At 29.0% G+C, this 17,578-nt stretch carries 21 protein-coding genes, 3 pseudogenes and 1 other annotated feature; of the genes and pseudogenes, 15 read left to right on the top strand and 9 right to left on the bottom strand.

Features of this window, described 5'->3' with window-relative positions:
• Positions 1-52: 52 nt before the first annotated feature.
• Positions 53-457 (top strand): annotated as a pseudogene (locus Q0649_RS21130) (L-lactate dehydrogenase); the annotation flags it as partial.
• Between the two features lie 287 nt (positions 458-744).
• Positions 745-1,653, top strand: coding sequence for a polysaccharide deacetylase family protein (locus Q0649_RS21125; RefSeq protein ID WP_298846543.1), 909 nt, complete (start codon positions 745-747; stop codon positions 1,651-1,653).
• Positions 1,654-1,679: 26 nt separating this feature from the next.
• On the opposite strand, the gene Q0649_RS21120 is transcribed toward Q0649_RS21125, so the two are convergent.
• From Q0649_RS21120 to Q0649_RS21105, 4 genes are all read right to left on the bottom strand, one after another.
• On the bottom strand, positions 1,680-2,537 hold the full coding sequence (locus tag Q0649_RS21120; RefSeq protein ID WP_298846539.1) for a polysaccharide deacetylase family protein: 858 nt from the start codon (positions 2,535-2,537) through the stop codon (positions 1,680-1,682).
• Positions 2,538-2,808: 271 nt separating this feature from the next.
• Complete coding sequence (locus Q0649_RS21115; RefSeq protein WP_298846536.1) at positions 2,809-2,979, bottom strand: hypothetical protein; 171 nt, start codon at positions 2,977-2,979, stop codon at positions 2,809-2,811.
• A 161-nt stretch (positions 2,980-3,140) separates the two neighbouring features.
• On the bottom strand, positions 3,141-3,818 hold the full coding sequence (locus Q0649_RS21110; RefSeq protein ID WP_298846534.1) for a tetratricopeptide repeat protein: 678 nt from the start codon (positions 3,816-3,818) through the stop codon (positions 3,141-3,143).
• A gap of 145 nt (positions 3,819-3,963) precedes the next feature.
• On the bottom strand, positions 3,964-5,139 hold the full coding sequence (locus Q0649_RS21105; RefSeq protein ID WP_298846531.1) for a cyclopropane-fatty-acyl-phospholipid synthase family protein: 1,176 nt from the start codon (positions 5,137-5,139) through the stop codon (positions 3,964-3,966).
• A gap of 378 nt (positions 5,140-5,517) precedes the next feature.
• Between Q0649_RS21105 and Q0649_RS21100 the strand changes: the two genes are divergently transcribed.
• Both Q0649_RS21100 and Q0649_RS21095 read left to right on the top strand, forming a co-directional pair.
• Complete coding sequence (locus Q0649_RS21100; RefSeq protein ID WP_298846549.1) at positions 5,518-6,657, top strand: sugar diacid recognition domain-containing protein; 1,140 nt, start codon at positions 5,518-5,520, stop codon at positions 6,655-6,657.
• A gap of 22 nt (positions 6,658-6,679) precedes the next feature.
• A pseudogene (locus Q0649_RS21095) lies at positions 6,680-7,251 on the top strand (L-serine ammonia-lyase, iron-sulfur-dependent, subunit alpha); the annotation flags it as partial.
• A 55-nt stretch (positions 7,252-7,306) separates the two neighbouring features.
• Here Q0649_RS21095 and Q0649_RS21090 read toward each other — a convergent pair.
• Both Q0649_RS21090 and Q0649_RS21085 read right to left on the bottom strand, forming a co-directional pair.
• Positions 7,307-7,696, bottom strand: coding sequence for a tautomerase family protein (locus Q0649_RS21090; protein ID WP_298846528.1), 390 nt, complete (start codon positions 7,694-7,696; stop codon positions 7,307-7,309).
• A gap of 97 nt (positions 7,697-7,793) precedes the next feature.
• Positions 7,794-8,138 carry a helix-turn-helix domain-containing protein gene (locus Q0649_RS21085; protein WP_298846525.1) on the bottom strand — a complete coding sequence of 115 codons (345 nt, stop codon included), beginning with the start codon at positions 8,136-8,138 and terminating at the stop codon, positions 7,794-7,796.
• Positions 8,139-8,269: 131 nt separating this feature from the next.
• On the opposite strand from Q0649_RS21085, the gene Q0649_RS21080 reads away from it, so the two are divergent.
• Complete coding sequence (locus tag Q0649_RS21080) at positions 8,270-9,328, top strand: NADH:flavin oxidoreductase (RefSeq protein WP_298846500.1); 1,059 nt, start codon at positions 8,270-8,272, stop codon at positions 9,326-9,328.
• A gap of 70 nt (positions 9,329-9,398) precedes the next feature.
• On the opposite strand, the gene Q0649_RS21075 is transcribed toward Q0649_RS21080, so the two are convergent.
• Both Q0649_RS21075 and Q0649_RS21070 read right to left on the bottom strand, forming a co-directional pair.
• Entirely contained in the window at positions 9,399-10,097 is a 699-nt protein-coding gene (locus Q0649_RS21075) for a pirin family protein (RefSeq protein ID WP_298846497.1), read from the bottom strand.
• A gap of 65 nt (positions 10,098-10,162) precedes the next feature.
• Entirely contained in the window at positions 10,163-10,609 is a 447-nt protein-coding gene (locus Q0649_RS21070) for a MarR family winged helix-turn-helix transcriptional regulator (protein ID WP_298846494.1), read from the bottom strand.
• Positions 10,610-10,735: 126 nt separating this feature from the next.
• Positions 10,736-10,990: a binding site (T-box leader), on the top strand.
• Between the two features lie 106 nt (positions 10,991-11,096).
• On the opposite strand from Q0649_RS21070, the gene brnQ reads away from it, so the two are divergent.
• The 8 genes and pseudogenes from brnQ to Q0649_RS21030 all read left to right on the top strand — a co-directional run bounded on the left by brnQ (position 11,097) and on the right by Q0649_RS21030 (position 15,895).
• Positions 11,097-12,434, top strand: coding sequence for a branched-chain amino acid transport system II carrier protein (brnQ, locus tag Q0649_RS21065; RefSeq protein WP_298846546.1), 1,338 nt, complete (start codon positions 11,097-11,099; stop codon positions 12,432-12,434).
• A 242-nt stretch (positions 12,435-12,676) separates the two neighbouring features.
• Positions 12,677-13,078 carry a pyridoxamine 5'-phosphate oxidase family protein gene (locus Q0649_RS21060; protein ID WP_298846491.1) on the top strand — a complete coding sequence of 134 codons (402 nt, stop codon included), beginning with the start codon at positions 12,677-12,679 and terminating at the stop codon, positions 13,076-13,078.
• A 257-nt stretch (positions 13,079-13,335) separates the two neighbouring features.
• Positions 13,336-13,743: a hypothetical protein gene (locus Q0649_RS21055; protein ID WP_298846489.1), complete on the top strand. Its 408-nt coding sequence runs from the start codon at positions 13,336-13,338 to the stop codon at positions 13,741-13,743.
• A 200-nt stretch (positions 13,744-13,943) separates the two neighbouring features.
• The gene (locus tag Q0649_RS21050) at positions 13,944-14,210 is read left to right on the top strand and encodes a hypothetical protein (RefSeq protein ID WP_298846486.1); all 267 of its coding nucleotides are present in this window, start codon (positions 13,944-13,946) and stop codon (positions 14,208-14,210) included.
• Between the two features lie 298 nt (positions 14,211-14,508).
• A complete protein-coding gene (locus Q0649_RS21045) occupies positions 14,509-14,655 on the top strand; it encodes a hypothetical protein (protein WP_298846485.1) in 147 nt (48 codons plus the stop codon).
• A pseudogene (locus tag Q0649_RS21040) lies at positions 14,627-15,131 on the top strand (amino acid permease); the annotation flags it as partial. The gene Q0649_RS21045 and the pseudogene Q0649_RS21040, both read left to right, overlap by 29 nt.
• Before the next feature lie 26 nt (positions 15,132-15,157).
• Positions 15,158-15,643 (top strand): homocysteine S-methyltransferase family protein, encoded by a 486-nt coding sequence (locus Q0649_RS21035; RefSeq protein ID WP_298846483.1) that lies wholly within the window; start codon positions 15,158-15,160, stop codon positions 15,641-15,643.
• A 123-nt stretch (positions 15,644-15,766) separates the two neighbouring features.
• Positions 15,767-15,895, top strand: a complete 129-nt coding sequence (locus Q0649_RS21030; protein WP_298846479.1) for a hypothetical protein — start codon at positions 15,767-15,769, stop codon at positions 15,893-15,895.
• Between the two features lie 5 nt (positions 15,896-15,900).
• Here the strand turns inward: Q0649_RS21030 and Q0649_RS21025 are convergent, their stop codons facing one another.
• Entirely contained in the window at positions 15,901-16,446 is a 546-nt protein-coding gene (locus tag Q0649_RS21025; protein ID WP_298846476.1) for a PadR family transcriptional regulator, read from the bottom strand.
• A 201-nt stretch (positions 16,447-16,647) separates the two neighbouring features.
• Between Q0649_RS21025 and Q0649_RS21020 the strand changes: the two genes are divergently transcribed.
• Positions 16,648-16,776, top strand: coding sequence for a hypothetical protein (locus tag Q0649_RS21020; RefSeq protein ID WP_298846473.1), 129 nt, complete (start codon positions 16,648-16,650; stop codon positions 16,774-16,776).
• The gene (locus tag Q0649_RS21015) at positions 16,757-17,242 is read left to right on the top strand and encodes an FAD-dependent oxidoreductase (RefSeq protein WP_298846471.1); all 486 of its coding nucleotides are present in this window, start codon (positions 16,757-16,759) and stop codon (positions 17,240-17,242) included. Before Q0649_RS21020 ends, Q0649_RS21015 begins: the two co-directional genes overlap by 20 nt.
• The last annotated feature ends 336 nt before the right edge of the window (positions 17,243-17,578 follow it).

The raw sequence follows: 17,578 nt of genomic DNA, 5'->3' as shown, positions 1-17,578 counted from the left end.
ACTGTATAGTATACTATATTTCTCTCTACGACAACTATCTTAACACATAGGGATAGCTACTTGGAGTTTAACTAGTATTGCAGGTATGAATATCGATGAGTACTGTACTATTAGTTCTAAAACATGTAATTATGATATGAAGTCTACTATCCATAATGATGTAAAACGAGCAGGATATAAAGTTCTTGAAAAAAAAGGTGCAACCTATTATGCTGTCGCACTAGCCGTAAAAAGAATAGTTGAAGCAATATTAAGCAATGAAAACTCTATTCTTACAGTATCTGCCCTACTAAACGGTGAATATGGAATAGATGACGTTTATATGGGAATTCCAACAATTCTAGGTAGAGAGGGAGTAAAGAAAATACTACAAGTTAACCTCAATGAAGATGAAAACAATCAACTTGTTGAATCTGCAAAGGTACTCAAGGCAATCATAAAAGATTCAAAAATATAATTGTTATGCTCTACTTAGTTCATAATTAAATATTTTAATATAGCTAAAGGGAGTTCATCATAATGAACTCCCTTTAGCTATATTATTTTATTTTTTTAACCCCTCCCTTTCTTGTCTTTTTACTCTTCTAAGTAATCTCATATGTTAATATATAATATTTTTCATTCCATTACATAAATTTTAATCTTTTTAATATACATAGATATAACAACTTTCTATTTTCAATAATAAATATTGTCATACTATATACAACGCAATTATAAATGTTAGTTAATGGAGTGGTAAATATGAATAAAAAATTAGTGAAGATACATTTAATAGCTAGCTGTTTTTTTTTAATTTTAATAGGTACAATAATAATTTATAAAAATTTTGCTAAAGGACAAGTTAACACTAAGCAAGCAATTTCAACAGTTACTTCTACAGTTATTGGCACATTAAAAAATAATATTGAAACCAGTAACAAATTTTCAAAAGATCTTAACGTAAATAAAGAAGGAGAAAAATATAGTTATGATGCTACAATGGTAAGTGCCATATTGAATTACAAAGCAAAAAGTGATTATACTAAAATAGCATTTCTTACCTTCGATGATGGTCCATCTACTACTGTTACCCCGAAAATACTAGATATTCTAAAAAAAAATAATGTAAAAGCAACATTTTTTTTGGTTGGAGAAAATATAGAAGAAAATGAAAGGAGCAAAGAACTTGTAAAACGTGAATTTAATGAAGGAAATGCAATAGGTAATCATACTTATTCTCATAATAGAAACAATATATTACTCCCTAACAACGAAATTAATGTACCCATTTTCATGAACGATGTGAAAAAAAATAATGATGTTTTAAAAAATGTTCTTGGTCAAGCCTTTAGTACAAGGATTTTAAGAGTACCAGGCGGATATATGTCTAGAGAATATTATAATGATCCAAATTTACCAGAGTTCGATGCAAAATTAAAGGAAAAAAATATTATTAGTATAGACTGGAATGTTGAAATTAAAGATGCATCAGGTAAATACAATAAAAGTGCAGCTGAATTATTTAGTATATTAAAGCAAGAGGTTGGAACAAAATCAAAAGTAATTATATTGATGCATGATACTTATGGTAAAATACAAACAGCTAAAGCATTACCTCAAATTATAGAATATTTAAAAGATCAAGGATATGAATTTAGAACAATAAAATAAGTTACATATCCTCCTAACTTTTTTGTTTATTTCATTTCGTGGGTTAAATTATATTGAAACTTTCTCATACTATAAAAGGCATTAACATAAATCCTGTTAATGGTATAATAATTATCATATACAGAAGTAAATCCATTATCAGTACTAATGCCTAAATTAAACCCAACATCATGTGCAGCTTTTGAAGTAGAATTATTGTATTTTCCACTAGGATATGCTACATACAAAACTTTTTTCCCTAATAAGTTCTCTAGTACTATTTTGGATGTTTTTAATGTAGATACTTGCTCAGTATATGTTAATTCAGATAAATCCTCATGGTTATTTGTGTGACTTTCTACTTTGAAATTGTTTTTATTCATTTCTAATAATTGCTTAGATGTTAAATAATTTCCAGTGTTTATACAATTAACTATCATAAATACTGTAGCTTTCTGATTATTTGCTTTCAAAAGTGGATAGGCCAATGTGTAATTATCAACATAACCATCATCGAATGTTATTATTATAGGTTTAGTTGGCAATGCTGTTCGTTTTGACATATGACTATATAGCTGGTCTAAAGATATTGTGTTATATTTATTAGCCTTTAAATAATCTAGTTGTGCTTTAAGCTTTGCCTGACTTATTTTAAGTTCATTCTTATTAGATTTATCTGTCGTAACAGAGTGATACATTAAAACTGGAATCTTTGGCAGTGCAACTTTCACTGTAATTGCGAGTGATTTCTTCTTTATATTATTAGTTTGCTTCGTTATATTATTGGTTTGCTTCGTTATAGGTTGTACGGTAGATGTTTTATTGAATTTATTAAAAATCAAAAATGAGGCTGTTCCTACTACGACTAGAGCAATAATAATTAAATATATAATTTTATTTTTCAACTTACACCTCCTATGTACTTCAAATATTCATAACTATTTCACTTTATTAATTACACTCATAAAATATTTAAAACACACATTATTAATATTATCGAAGTTATCTTAAACATTTAAGCAAATAATGTAATCTTATTTATATATTTGTAATTATATCAAATATATAAATTTTTTACTATCACAATATTTAAAAGCACTTATTTTTATTATTTTTCATGAAAAATTATTAGATATTTATTAAGAACAAAACATAAACAAAAAAATAACAGGGAACTTATTGTCCCCTGTTATTTTTACCAACTAAACCTCCACCATTACCTGACGATGCGCTTTGTGATCCGTGTATTGATGCTCTCCTATTATTTTTTTGCATAGAAGATTTTGCTTTTTTTTCTTCAATAACTTTTTTCATTATTTCCATATTTTTATTTATATCGTTTTTCATGTTTTACCCTCTCTTCTTTTGTTTTTTTATATCATTAAATATTTTATTTTGATGATCCTAAATTAATATTTACAATAAATATTTCCAAAGTATATCTCGTTATTTTACTGATTTATTATACCCCACAAACTTCCCTTTGACTAGTACCAAAAGAGATTCTATTACCCTATTAATTGCTTAAATTGTTTGTATTGTTTTACATTATCAAAGTCTTTTTCATTTTTCGCTTGGTTTTTAATGTTTTTATTAATATCAATGGCTAGTTTCAAATACTTCACTGTGTTATTAATATCTCCTTTTCTTCCATAAATGCTTGCTATACCATAATAACTCCAGTCATATTTTTCCACTTCCAAATCTTTTTTATACCATGTAACAGCGTTAGTGTAATCCCCGAACAGTTCATAAGTTAGTGCTTTATTAAATCTTGCATATCCATAATTAGGTTCCAATCTTAAGGCGTTATCGATTTGTTGCATACCTCCTTTAAAATCTCCACTATAGGCTAATGCAATTCCTTTTACATTGTATGCTTTATAGAATTTAGAATCCTCCTTTAAAACTTGATTTTCCGTTTTAATAGCTTCCACATATTTATGTGCAAAAAACTGATCATATCCTATCTTCCATTTCTTTTCTAAATCTGCCTGTTTTTTATTAACAGTTTCTTGTAATTGTTGCTTTTTGATCTCTTTACTTTTATAATCATTTACTTCAGTTTTATTACTTATTTTAATAACATTACTGTTTTTCATCTTGACATTAACTACTATTGCTGCTGCCACCGCACAAATAATGACAAAAGTTATTAACTTAAACTTATACGATTTTGCTTTCATCTTATCCACCTTCCCACCAACTTACCAATATGAGGTTATTAAGTTATATGTATTATACAATAATAAAGGACAAATGTGTTATAGTAATTTTTTCATTTAGTAAAACGATATAAAAAAAAGGCAACTATTAGTTGCCTTTAGTCCTTTATTTAATCATGTAGTCTCTAGTTAAAGGTAAATCATTGTTTACACCTTTGGCAAACAATATTTGATGAACATTAATATTACCACAATTGAATGATGCAGCACAAGCATTCAAATATAGTCTCCACATTCTTATAAATGTCTCATCTTTAGTCTTTTCTATTATAGGAAGAGCATTTTCAAAGTTTTCTGCCCAATGTTCAAGCGTCTTTCCATAATGCCTTCTAAGACTTTCTACATCAATTAATTCTAGTTCCAATTCTGCTATATCTGAAATTATAGTTTTAATAGCTGGTACATGTCCACCTGGAAAAATGTATTTATCTATCCACGTATTATTACCGCCTTCATTTACTGCTGTTATACAATGGAGTAAAGAAAGACCCTTATCTTTTAATAAATCATTTACTATATGAAAATATTCAGATAAATTTTCAAGTCCTACATGTTCGAGCATTCCTACACTAACAATCCTATCGAAACTCATACCCTTTATTTCTCTGTAATCTTGAAGTTTAACTTCTACTAAATCTTCAAGTCCCTCTGCTTTTATTCTTTCATTAGCCTTTTGTAGTTGTTCTAAACTTAAAGTAACTCCAACAGCCTTGACCTTATATTGTTTAGCTGCTCTAATTATAAGTTCTCCCCATCCACATCCTATATCAAGTAGTGTTTGTCCTTCTTTTAAATTTAATTTTGTTAAAATATGATTTGTTTTATTGTTTTGAGCTTCATCTAAAGTATCGGTATCATTTTTAAAATATCCACAGGAATAATTCATAGAATCATCAAGCCATAATTTATAAAAATCATTTCCAATATCATAATGAAATTGTATATTATCCTTACTTCTTTTTATACTACTTTTAAACTTTTTTATAAGCTTTTCGTATTTTTCACTTTTATTTAAAAAACTCTCTTGATTATTGTATAATGACTCTATAACGAACTGTACATTACCCTTTATTTCTAATTTTTTTGTCATATACGCTTCTCCAAGAGTTATAGAAGGATCATTTATAACATCACCCTTAGATATCGGTTCATTAAAAATAAGTTGAAACGTACTCTCACCCTCACCAAATTTTTCTATATCCCCGTCCCAAAATTTAATTTCAAATGGATTAGAAAATATATCTTTGAATAAAGTTTTGTAAAATAATTTATCACCAACCAAAATTTATCACTCCTTAATTAAATATTAAATTTAATTTACTTATTTATTATTTAAAAATTTATTATATTATGCATTTACACAAATTGACTATATCAATTTGGACAATATTAAAATATAATTAACCTTGTTCACACTTATTTAATTAATATGCTTGTTATAATAATAGTGCTTTTATAGTAAAATTAAAAGATTAATTAACATTATATATATATTATCCTGCTTTTTCATTTAATAATCAATATCTAATTGAACAAAAATTAAACCTTAATTTTGTTTATATGCACATCAAAGATTTTATTTACAACATCAATTTTTATAATTCAAGTAAAATAACTAACTATACAAAAATACACTAGATATATCAAGGAGGTGTAATTACTGGAAATCTTAAGCAGTAAATTAGCTAACAATATTGTAGAAAGGACTATGAGCGCTGTTAATTATAATATAATTATAACCAATACATTAGGCATTATTATAGCGTCAGGAGACAAAAAAAGAATTGGAGATATACATGAAGGAGCAATAATTGCGCTTAAAAGGAATTCAGAATTTAGTGTTAGTGAACATGGAAGCGAGCAATTAAATGGTGTACATTCCGGAACTAACCTAGTTATTGAATTTCAAAATAGAGTAATCGGTGTAATAGGAATTACAGGAAAACCTAGCGATGTTTTGGGCTATGGCAAATTGATTAAAATGACAGCAGAAATGATGATTGAACAAGAACATGTATTAACGGAACTAGAAAGTAACAAGAGAATGAAACAAGAAGTTATGCTAGCACTTATATATAATAAACAAGATTCTCTTTCTTTATTAAAAAAACAGATTAAGGGATTTGAAATTCCATACAATTTTCCTATGTTTATATTTATAATTGAAGTGGATTTTAAAGATAATTCAGATAAAACTGATTTAAATGTATTAAATTTAATAATAAACCTACTAGAAGTTACATTTATGGAATCACTAGCGACCATAATTAATTCGCAAACCATTGTAGTTTTACATAAATGTCTACATATTAATAATGAAATTGAAGATTATAATGAAACAATAAAGGAAATCAATGAAAAAATATGTACTCAAATAGGTATTACTGCAAAGATATCAGTTGGAAAAACATATGATAATTTAAATGACATGTATAAATCTTATAGTATTGCTAAAGAAACACTTATATTTGGTGAAAAAATATATCCTAAATATAATATTTACATTTTTAATTCACTAAAATCCGAAATGTTATTCTCTCAGAATAGTGAAAAATGGAAAATTGATGAACTACAAGAAACCTATAAATTAGTAGCTTCAAATGATAATGATGGAGTATTAAGAGAAACTCTAAAAGTTCTAATAGAAGAAAACGGAGAACTAAACAATGTATCAAACAGGTTATTCATACATAGAAACACCATTAGATATCGCTTAAATAAAATTTATAAAATTACAAATAAAAACCCTAGAAACTACACTGACCTATTTTGGCTTTATAGTGCTATGCTAAACGCCTAATTCAACTTCATTATTCACATTTATATTTGATATACAGATGACTGTATTTTATAAAGAAACATATGTAAAAGTAAGAATTATAAACTATCATACCAATATTATTTTAATTGAAAAGAATGGTGACATACTTTATCACAAAGAAGCAACCTCATCAAAGAAGAAGGATTAAAAAATAGTTACGGTACCAATATAGGAAGTGTTCTAATTTTAACATATGGCTCTGATGTTAAAATAAGAGCAAAAGCGAAAGCAGCTGCATGATCAGATGCCAGGATGAATGGATGTGAACTACCTGTCATTATCGTTTCCGGTAGTGGTAATCAGGGAATGACAGCTTCACTTCCTTTCATTGAATATGGTAATGAATTAAAGGTTCCAACAGAAAGACTTTATAGAGCCTTGGTTATTTCAAATTTAGTTACAATACATCAAAAGACTGGTATAGGAAGACTTTCAGCTTATTGTGGTGCTGTTTGTGCTGGAGCTGGAAGTGGTGCAGGTATTGAAGCCACTCTATCAAATGTAGGTAAACTTGCAAAAGAAGGAATGAAAGAAACAGATAAAGAAATAATTAAAATTATGATGGAAGATTAAAAAAGACAAAAGTCAGTAATAATGTACTCATTACTGACTTTTGTCTCCTTATTATTTATAGTTCACCAGTTAAAAACTGTGCTCTTCCAAAAGCAAAACTCCAATCTTCGCCTTCATTAAATACCATTGAAACCATAATATCTGCTGGGTCAATATTGCATTCCTTTTTTAAATCGAGAGCTAATTTTTTGTAAAGAGCTTCTTTCTTTTCACTTGAACGCTGGCGGGATGTAATAGTAATCACAATCACATTACTCGAACGCTCAAACCCGAGTCCAGTATCTTTAATAATCATTTCATAAGCGTGATGTTGATGAACAATTTGGTAACGGTCACCTTCTGGCACCTTAAAAGCCTCGACTACTGCAATATGTGCAACATCTAATATTTTAGTAATTTCTTTCTCTGTTCTTCCTTCTATCATATCAAAACGTATTAATGGCATTTGATAACCTCCTTGTATTTAAACTCTAATTAGTATTTTTAATATATCCCAATAGCTTCCGTTATTTATATTATTATGTTAATGTGAAACTTTATGCTTAATGTTGACTACCCAACTTTTTTCCCCACTCATTTATAATTACCAATGCAGGTAGCAAATCATGACAGGTATCTGTTAAAGAGTACTCTACATGAGGTGGAATTTTATTATATTCAATTCTCTCTACAAGACCATGCTCATTCAAAGCCTTCAAAGAACGTGTTAACATAATATTAGTGATTCCAGGTATCCTTCGTTTAAGTTCATTATATCTAATGCTTTTTTGCGAGGATAGTTCCCATATAATAGCAATTCTCCACTTGCCGCCAATAATCTCAAGTGCATGAACAACAGGACACTGTTTAGAATAAATATGTGGTATTTCATTAAGTTCATCTTTCATAAACAATTCCTCCAAATTTGGGGCACAAAAATGTGCGTACTTGATATTGTGTTCCTTGGTAAGATATAATAATAACATATCATATAAAGAGTTATATGTAAATAAAATAGTGGAATAGGAGAGTGTTATTTTTGAAAAAATTATTTGCCGAATTTAATATTAAAAATATAAAAATGAAGAATCGTATTTGTGTTCCTCCAATGGTTGTTGGATTTAGACCTGATGGATATGTAGCAATAGAAAATGTAGAACGTTATGAAAAGTTAGCTAAAGGTGGAGCAGGGATTATAATTCAAGAGGCTACATGTGTTAATAATGATGGTAAATTATCTGGAAATCAACTTGGAATATGGGAAGATGATCAAATTGAAGGGCTAAAAAAAATAGTTGATGTAGTTCACGAAGAAAACTGTCCAATATTTCTTCAAATTCATCATGCAGGAGTTGTTGGAATATCAAACGACCCAATGTGTCCAAGTCCATATGAATATAAAAATTATGCAGGAAATATAGTTGTTGGGCATGAAATGACTAGTGAAGATATAAAATCTATACAAAATGATTTTATAAAAGCTGCCAAAAGAGCTTACAAAGCAGGATATGACGGCATTGAACTTCATGGATGTCATGCCTATTTAATAAGTCAGTTTTTAGATAGAAAAGTAAATAAGCGAACTGATAAATATGGCATTAATCCTGAATTTTTTGTTATAGAAATTCTAGACGGAATTAGAAAAATAACACCGAAAGAGTTTGTTGTTGGAATCCGTTTGGGAGGATTTGAACCCCTAATAGAAGATGGAATACATTACGCTAAAATATTAGAAAAAAGCGGAATAGATTTCCTTGATATTTCTTATGGATTTATGAATGAATTAGAAATGCACGTAAGTAAAGAATATAAATACTCTAATGCTGTTTATGCAGCCGAGAAAATCAAAGAAGTAGTATCAATTCCAGTATTTGCAGTTGATGGAATTAATTCAGCTGAAATTGCAGAACAAATATTAACTGATACAAATGTAGACATTGTAGATATTGCTAGAGGATTTCTTATAAATCCTAATTGGGCAAACGATGCTAAAGATGGCAAAGATACTGGTAAATGTTTGAAATGTGCAAAATGTATGTGGTTTGGTCAATCTAAGGTTTGTGCAGGTAAGGTTATATTTGATAAAAATAATAAATAAGATTAATAGGCTTTAGGACTATCATCCTAAAGCCTATTATAATTTTTCTATTATTAATCTAGCAGTACTCTTAAGCTTTTTTCATTTCTAAAATAATAAAATGTGAAAGAACTTCTGATTTTATCTTTATATCCTCTTCAACAATTTCCATGGCATCTCTTTCATTTAGAATAATTCCATTAATATTTGATTTTCCTTCAATCTGAACTAAATAGGCTTGTCTAGCCGCTTTTACATGGTACTCAATTGCACTTCCCTCATCTAATTCTAATGTGAATATATTTATATCCTGATTTACCTTTATAACTGCTTCCCCTTGATTACTTGACACCATATGAAGCCATTTATTTTTTCTATCATTCCACTCAAATTTGTATTCACCGTAATTAGGTTTATGTCCTTCTTTATCAGGCAATATCCATATTTGAAGAAATCTTGCTACCTCTTCTCCTAAATTATGCTCACTATGATAAACTCCTGTACCTGCGCTCATATATTGCACATTACCGCGTTTCAGATTACCTTTATTTCCCATACTATCACCATGAGTTAATTCTCCTTTAACAACATAGGATATAATCTCCATGTTCTGATGAGGATGTGTATCAAATCCAGTATTAGGATTAATTAAATCATCATTTATAACTCTTAATACTCCAAATCCCATGTTATTTGGGTTATAGTACTCTGCAAATGAAAAGTGAAATTTGCTCCTTAACCATCCTAAATTACTTGATCCCATTTTTGCGCTTTCTAATTTTCTTAACATTATAAAATCTCCTTTCATTTTATTACTAATTAGTACTATTCTAATAAAATATATGGTGTATCCATTTATACACCTGATAATTTTTTCAATAATCTTATTAAATTTATCTTTTCCTCTGATGTTAAGTTACTAAAAATTTGATTTCTATTTTCTATATGTTTTGGGAATATATCACTCATGAGGTTTCTTCCTTCCTCAGTAATACTTATCAAATTAACTCGTCTATCTTTCGGATCAGTACATCTCTTAACGAGATTTACCTTAACTAAATTATCTATAACAACAGTCATATTTCCACCTGTTGAAAGAATCTTACCTATTATTTCACTAATTCTTAAATCTCCTTTATGATATAATATCTCAAGAACTGCAAACTGAGAAACTGTTAACCCTCCCGCTTTTATAGTTTTATATTCTTTTTTATGAACATCATGAGTACATCTAGTTAACGCTATTAACGCCTTTAAATTTAAATCTTCCACTTTCCCATAAGTATTTTTTTCTTTATCCATATTTATAATATACTACTAACTAGTAACATCGTCAATCTTTTTTTTATAAAATAAGAAAATATTAAAATGCTAGTTGTTTATTGACAATTTTTTTATAATATGGTATATTTCATTACAACATAAATAACAAATTTGATGACGAGAAAGAGTACGTTTTAGTATCTGTTCTAAAGAGAGTTGACATTTGGTGAGAGTCAACGTTCAGTCTATAATTGAAAATCATCTCTGAGAAGTAAACCTGAAATATAATAAGGTTTAATGGTCGTCCACCATTAAAAGGACCAGATATCGATTGGTATCTTGCTAAGTGCTATTAAATTTATGTATTATACTTTTAATAGATTTTGGGTGGTAACACGTGCATATTCGCTCGTCCCTTTTATAGGGACGGGCTTTTTTTATTTTATAAGGGGGTGGTTTAGTGGACAGTGACATTAGCGATATAATATTCAATCTTAGAAAAAATAATATTATTGGAGGAATTACTATGAATAAATTATCAAGAAAAAATTTACTGCTAGTTAGTTTAATGTTATTTTCAATGTTTTTTGGAGCTGGAAACTTAATCTTCCCACCAGTCCTCGGACAAATGTCTGGTACAAATCTTTTATTTTCTCTCTCCGGTTTTCTTGCCTCTGCAGTAGGTCTACCAATACTTGCTGTAGCTGTCGTTGCAAAAGCTGATGGTCTTCAAAATTTAGCTGGTAGAGTTAATAAACCTTTTGCACTTATTTTTACATTATTAATTTATTTATCAATAGGACCATTTTTAGGCATTCCTCGTGCTTCTAGTTTGTCTTTTGAAACCAGCTTAGCACCATTTTTACCTACATCAGTTACTGGTGGTGCTCTACCTCTTTTTCTATATACAGTATGTTTCTTTGGTTTAGCATTTTGGCTAAGTATGAATCCTAATAAATTAGTAGATCGTTTTGGAAAGATACTAACCCCCGCCATCTTAATACTAATACTTATAATATTTATAGGTAGTTTAATAAACCCTATCGGTAGTTTTAGTGCTCCAATTGGAGATTATGCTAACTTTCCTGTTTTAAAAGGATTTTTAGATGGATACATGACTATGGATGCCATCGCTGCACTTAATTTCGGGATAGTTGTTGCCTTAGTTTTAAAAAAACAAGGTATTACAGATAAAAAAGCTTTAAGCTCTTATACAATAAAAGCTGGGCTTATAGCTGGTCTAGTCTTAACTATAATATATTTGATGCTTTCCTGCCTAGGCGCTGCTGCTCAAACTAAATTTGGTAATACAACAAATGGAGCGCAAACATTAACAAAAATAGTTTCTTATCTCTTTAATACAAATGGCCTAATAATACTTGGATTAACTTTTGGATTAGCTTGCCTTACAACCTGCGTTGGTCTTATAACCTCATGTAGTGAATATTTCTCAAGGATAATTCCAAAGGTTAGTTATAAAGTTTGGGTTACTACAATAACACTATCTAGTATGCTATTTGCAAATGTAGGCTTAACTAACATATTAAAGATATCTGTACCTGTTTTATCAGCTATATATCCTATGGCAATAGTACTTATTGTACTAGCCTTCGCCCATAATCTATTTAAAGGTTATAATGCAGTATATTCTTTCAGTATGCTAATTACCGCTATTTTTAGTATATCTGATTCATTAAATCAAGTTGGACTTAAAATATCATTCTTAAGTTCTATGCCTTTAGCAAAACAAGGTCTTGTTTGGGTAATACCAGCTTTAGTTGGTGCTCTATTGGGATTACTTTATAGCATTGTAAAAGAAGTTTCTTTTTCAAAAGAAACCTCTTTAAATGAATATAATAAATAATCCATATAATAAAATACACTTAAATTTACTGCTAATAAAGATGTTTATATTTCTATTGAAGCATCTTTATTAGAAGTTTTTTGTATCCGAAATATAGACTATTATTACTATTTATTATAGTTTCCTCAATAGTATCTTTTTAATACTAACATTAATAAAAGATTGTACTTAATTTTTTATATACACATGTTATTATTAGTGTATAATCATTTTAACATACGTATATGAGAGGAGCAACAATTATGAATAAAGCATTAGAATTTTTACAAGAGAGTGGCATTTTTTACTTAGCAACTATCGAAGGTAACCAACCCAGAGTTAGACCATTTGCAGCGTCATTTGAATATGAGGGAAAATTATACATTGCTACAAACAATACAAAAAAATGTTTTAGACAAATGCTAGAAAATCCCAAATTCGAAATGTCTAGTATGAATAAAAAAGGACAATGGATTCGTGTTACCGGAGAAGTCACAAATGATGACAGACGTGAAGTAAAAGAATTGGCGCTTGAGAGTATTCCATCTTTAAAAACTATGTATAACCTTGATGATGGAATTTTTGCTGTTTTATACTTTACAAAAGGAACAGCTACCATCTCTTCATTTACAGCTCAGCCTGAAACATTCTCACTATACATATAAATCAATCCACCCATAAGCCAAGATATATTGTAGTAACAATTAAGCTATTCCAATCTTTTTTAGATTGAAATAGCTTTTTTATATTCCTATTTAATATGTTTTGTAATCGTTATAACTTAATGTAACTTATTAAATAAAAGTTAAGTGTGTGGATGAAATGTTTCCATTTAAAACTATGTCTATCATAAGCTATCACAGTTATTATCTTACTTCATATATTATTAATATAGCTAAAAATTATTAATGAGGTGTAATTATTGAAGACATATTTAAAAGATCCTATGCAAGATGATGATAGTAAGAAAAATGTTCCGATATTACCTATTCCAATGCTAGTAAAATTGGAACAGGTTTCACCTTTCCAAATTGAAATTAGCTATGACATAGATATCGATGTAAGACTAGGAACGAAATCAACTAATTACTGGATCAAGGATACAATGAATGTTATCCCTAAAGGTATAGCTACACCTGGTAGAAATTCACTTACGGATAGTTTTGTTAAAATAAATTCTAAAAATGGTTCAGCAAGAACATTTATATTAACTTTTAATCACATTATTCCTAGAGGTGCAGAATATATGCTAATAATTTGTTATGTAACAGTTAAAGGAGCACCTCATTACAGTGGGCATAATGGGATGGCCACTTTTATTGGTAAATAAATAATATTAAATTATGATAATTGAAGTATTTTGGTAAAATAGTAACCCTAGATTTATCAATAAAACGTAATCAAAATATTCTTCAAAAATCACACTTAAGTCAGATTCTCCATATATTATGGTTGTATATGAAAACTATCAAAACCTTGTAATCGTTGAAAACACATTTAAATCAAAAAAATAATTGAGGAGGGAATGACATGAAAATTTGTGGGGGATGGACAATTCAAGAACCTGTTAGTGAAGAAAACAAAAGAGTACTTGATATTGCTCTAAAAGGATTCGTAGGTTCTACTTTTAAACCTTTAGTAGTTGCTACTCAAGTTGTGAATGGAGTTAACTATGTATTTATAGCTAAGTCTACTACTGTAACATTACCACCTAAAACTGGACTAGTAAAAATATATGTTTCTGCAACACCTGCCGGTCATGAGCCTAGACTCATTAATATTGAAACAATAGTATAAATAAAATATAATTATTTTATTTATATCTTTATTTTTATATTTATATATCATACAAAAGTTATAGCTAGGTGGTAAATATTTATCACCTAGCTATACTTCTATAGATTATAGCAACTATATTAAATTTCACTATATAAATAATATAGTAGACAAGGAATATTTAAAAATTATAGTATTATTTTCAAAAATATTAACCATATATGTATTATATATATTGCATGATTACATATTAATGGTAGACTTATCAGTATAGTTAAATATTCAGAATTTATAAACAAGTAAACTAAGGAGGTTTCAAATGAGCACTGAAGTAGAAATAAATACAAAAACCGAAGTGGCGCACCCTGGTGAACTCAAAAGGAGTTTGCAAGCCAGACATTTAAATATGATTGCAATCGGTGGTGCAATTGTAGCATATGGTGTTATGGGTCCTAGTTCCTTTTAATGATCCCAACCTATTAAAAAGTGGTACAGATCAAATAGCCTTTAGTCCTTTCACTATGGTGTTTAAGCGGTCAGGTTTAGCATTTGCTGCAAGCCTCATGAATGCAGTTATTCTTACAGCGGGGAACTCAGGTTTATATGCTTCATCACGTATGCTTTATTCAATGTCAAAAGAAGGAAAAGCACCTAAACTTTTTGAAAAAGTAAATAAGAGAGGTGTTCCAATGAATGCGCTTTACCTTACAACTCTTGTTGCTTGCTCAGCTTTTTTTTGCATCTCTCGTTGGTGATGGTAAAATATACTATGCACTCGTTAATATTTCTGGTATTACTGCTTTCTTTGCATGGCTAGGTATAGCTATATGCCACTATAAATTCAGAAAAGCATATATTGCACAAGGAAGAAAACTTGAAGATTTAAAGTATCGAGCTAAATGGTTTCCATTCGGTCCAATTATGGCTATGATACTTTGTATCAATCTACAAAATGAAGGAGAATTATTATGAATCCAATAAATAATATCTTAAAAGATTTTCCATTAATTATTTTAGACGGTGCCTTAGCTACAGAACTTGAACGATTAGGGTGCGACATTAATGATTCTCTCTGGTCAGCAAAAATACTCGCTCAAAATCCTGAAATAATAGAGAAAGTTCATTATGACTATTTTGCTTCTGGAGCTGACTGCGCAATTACCTCAAGTTATCAAGCTACTATTGAAGGATATGTAGAAAAAGGTTTCACTAAACTCGAAGCAATATCCCTTATTAAGAAATCTGCTACTATTGCTATAAAAGCTAGGGATGATTTTTGGAAGAATCCACTACATAGAATAAATAGACCAACTCCATTAGTTGCCGGTTCTGTAGGTCCTTATGGTGCTTATCTTGCCGATGGTTCTGAATACCTTGGAAATTATAAAATTGGTGGTTGCTGTCGAACAACTCCTGAAGATATTAAAGCTATTGCTACATGGGCTAGACAATAGCTATATATATTTGTATAGTACTTTGCTACTTTGTCACTGTATGTTAAAAACGCAATACAATATAGTAAGTTGGTAATTTAATGAATCAAAGCCTTTGTAAGACGTGCACTTCCTGAAACAACTTTGGTTGAAAGTGAAAATGGCAAAATAATTATTGGTGAAGGTGGTAACTTCTTAGTATTTCTATCAACTCCAGAAACACCAGAACTTTACACTTCAGGAAGGGACCATCCTTGTATTTCATTAACCTAAACTATTTATATTAAAATCTTTTCTATACAATCTTGAGCCCAGTCTATGTAAGCCTTCTCTCGCATAATTGCACCATTTAAAACAATATAATCTCCAAACCTTGGAGAAGATACTTTTGATATACCGTTTATCTTTAAAAGCTCTTTCATAGTATTTTCAAGATATTCCACTCTCTTAGAATGTTTATTTAATGCGCTTTGGAATTGTTTTACTAAATCTTCATTAGATATTTCATCGCAAAAATATGCTTTAAGTCTAAAAACATCTTTAGGAGTGTGTTCTAATGGTTCATCTTTCTTTAGCCATTTTTGTAAACATATCTTTCCCTCTTCAGTTATGGTATATAATTTTTTTTCAAGTTTTTCACCTTGAATAATCGTTTCGTATGAAATTAGACATTCATCAGTTAGTTTCTTTAATTCAGGATAGATTTGACTATGATTAGCATACCAAAAATCCACTAAACAACTGTTAAATTCTTTCGTTATATCATATCCAGTTAATGATTTTCTATTTATCAATCCTAAAATTGCATATTTTAAAGTTCTCATATAACAACACCTCATTCTTTATTATTATTTTACCATAATTAATAAAAAAGTAAAATACAACATAGTACATATAACATGTTATTATTGACATATATAAATACAAAAATCTTTATGTATATAAAGACATTACATAATTCTCTTTTTATAGATAATTGTATGAAAATTCAAATGCTTTTTCGCATTTAATTAAGGAGGGTGTATATGAACAAGTATAAAAAATTATTTGAACCAATTAAAATTGGTAAATGTGAGATAAAAAACCGTTTTGCATTAGCACCAATGGGGCGACTCGGGCTAGCTGATAGTGAGGGTGGCTTTAATCAAAGATAGATGTGGAAAAGATTATCCTGTAGTTCTTAGATATTCACCAAAGAGCTTTATTAAAGATCTAAGAGACGGAGCACTTCCAGGAGAAGTATTTACTGAAAAAGGTAGATATCTTGAAGAAGGCTGTATGGGACGTATTCAACATTATTCAATGCTTAACTGTGCTATGAATCCTAAGGCATGTAAAGAAAAAGATAATGCACTTACACCAAGATTAAATAAGAAAAAAGTTTTAATGGTTGGCGGTGGACTAGTTGGATGTGAACTTGCTCTTCACCTTGCTAAAAAAGGTAAAAATGTAACTATAGTCGAAGCCTTAAACAAAATACTAGCATTAAATGGACCTTTGTGTTCTGCAAATAGTGAAATGCTTGAAAGATTAATTCCATTTAATAATATTACTGTAAAAACAAATTCAAAAGTTAAAACATATAAAGATGGATTGCTTGAAATGGAAACAGAAAATTGAATAGAAAAAATAAAATGTGATTCCGTAATACTTTCTGTAGGCTATAAAGAGGAAAATTCTTTATATAAAGAATTAGAATTTGAAGTTCCTGAAATTTATCTTTTAGGAGATGCACGCAAAGTTTCAAATATCATGTATGGTATTTGGGATGCTTATGAAGTTGCAAATCATATATAATAAATAATTTAAAAATCTATATAAAAGTAAAAACTCTGAGTTAATGTACTCAGAGTTTTTACTATAAAACCTTCTATAAATTTTCAGCAATATTATAAATTAATTTTTCAGTTTCTTCCCATCCTAAACATGCATCTGTTATGGATTTACCATAAGTGC

Source organism: uncultured Clostridium sp., from assembly GCF_937920395.1.
In the GTDB taxonomy this organism is placed as follows: Bacteria; Bacillota; Clostridia; order Clostridiales; family Clostridiaceae; genus Clostridium_AD.
Note: the sequence above shows the minus strand (reverse complement) of the source record. Positions and strands in the feature narration are given on the sequence as shown.

What these genes read in the sequence shown, in the direction of transcription:
- Q0649_RS21025 (WP_298846476.1), bottom strand. Translation starts at nt 16,446, where the DNA reads ATGAGAACTTTAAAATATGCAATTTTAGGATTGATAAATAGAAAATCA.
- Q0649_RS21115 (WP_298846536.1), bottom strand. Translation starts at nt 2,979, where the DNA reads ATGAAAAACGATATAAATAAAAATATGGAAATAATGAAAAAAGTTATT.
- Q0649_RS21035 (WP_298846483.1), top strand. Translation starts at nt 15,158, where the DNA reads ATGAATCCAATAAATAATATCTTAAAAGATTTTCCATTAATTATTTTA.
- Q0649_RS21110 (WP_298846534.1), bottom strand. Translation starts at nt 3,818, where the DNA reads ATGAAAGCAAAATCGTATAAGTTTAAGTTAATAACTTTTGTCATTATT.
- Q0649_RS21085 (WP_298846525.1), bottom strand. Translation starts at nt 8,138, where the DNA reads ATGAAAGATGAACTTAATGAAATACCACATATTTATTCTAAACAGTGT.
- Q0649_RS21070 (WP_298846494.1), bottom strand. Translation starts at nt 10,609, where the DNA reads ATGGATAAAGAAAAAAATACTTATGGGAAAGTGGAAGATTTAAATTTA.
- Q0649_RS21020 (WP_298846473.1), top strand. Translation starts at nt 16,648, where the DNA reads ATGAACAAGTATAAAAAATTATTTGAACCAATTAAAATTGGTAAATGT.
- Q0649_RS21125 (WP_298846543.1), top strand. Translation starts at nt 745, where the DNA reads ATGAATAAAAAATTAGTGAAGATACATTTAATAGCTAGCTGTTTTTTT.
- Q0649_RS21060 (WP_298846491.1), top strand. Translation starts at nt 12,677, where the DNA reads ATGAATAAAGCATTAGAATTTTTACAAGAGAGTGGCATTTTTTACTTA.
- brnQ (WP_298846546.1), top strand. Translation starts at nt 11,097, where the DNA reads ATGAATAAATTATCAAGAAAAAATTTACTGCTAGTTAGTTTAATGTTA.
- Q0649_RS21075 (WP_298846497.1), bottom strand. Translation starts at nt 10,097, where the DNA reads ATGTTAAGAAAATTAGAAAGCGCAAAAATGGGATCAAGTAATTTAGGA.
- Q0649_RS21090 (WP_298846528.1), bottom strand. Translation starts at nt 7,696, where the DNA reads ATGCCATTAATACGTTTTGATATGATAGAAGGAAGAACAGAGAAAGAA.
- Q0649_RS21045 (WP_298846485.1), top strand. Translation starts at nt 14,509, where the DNA reads ATGAGCACTGAAGTAGAAATAAATACAAAAACCGAAGTGGCGCACCCT.
- Q0649_RS21050 (WP_298846486.1), top strand. Translation starts at nt 13,944, where the DNA reads ATGAAAATTTGTGGGGGATGGACAATTCAAGAACCTGTTAGTGAAGAA.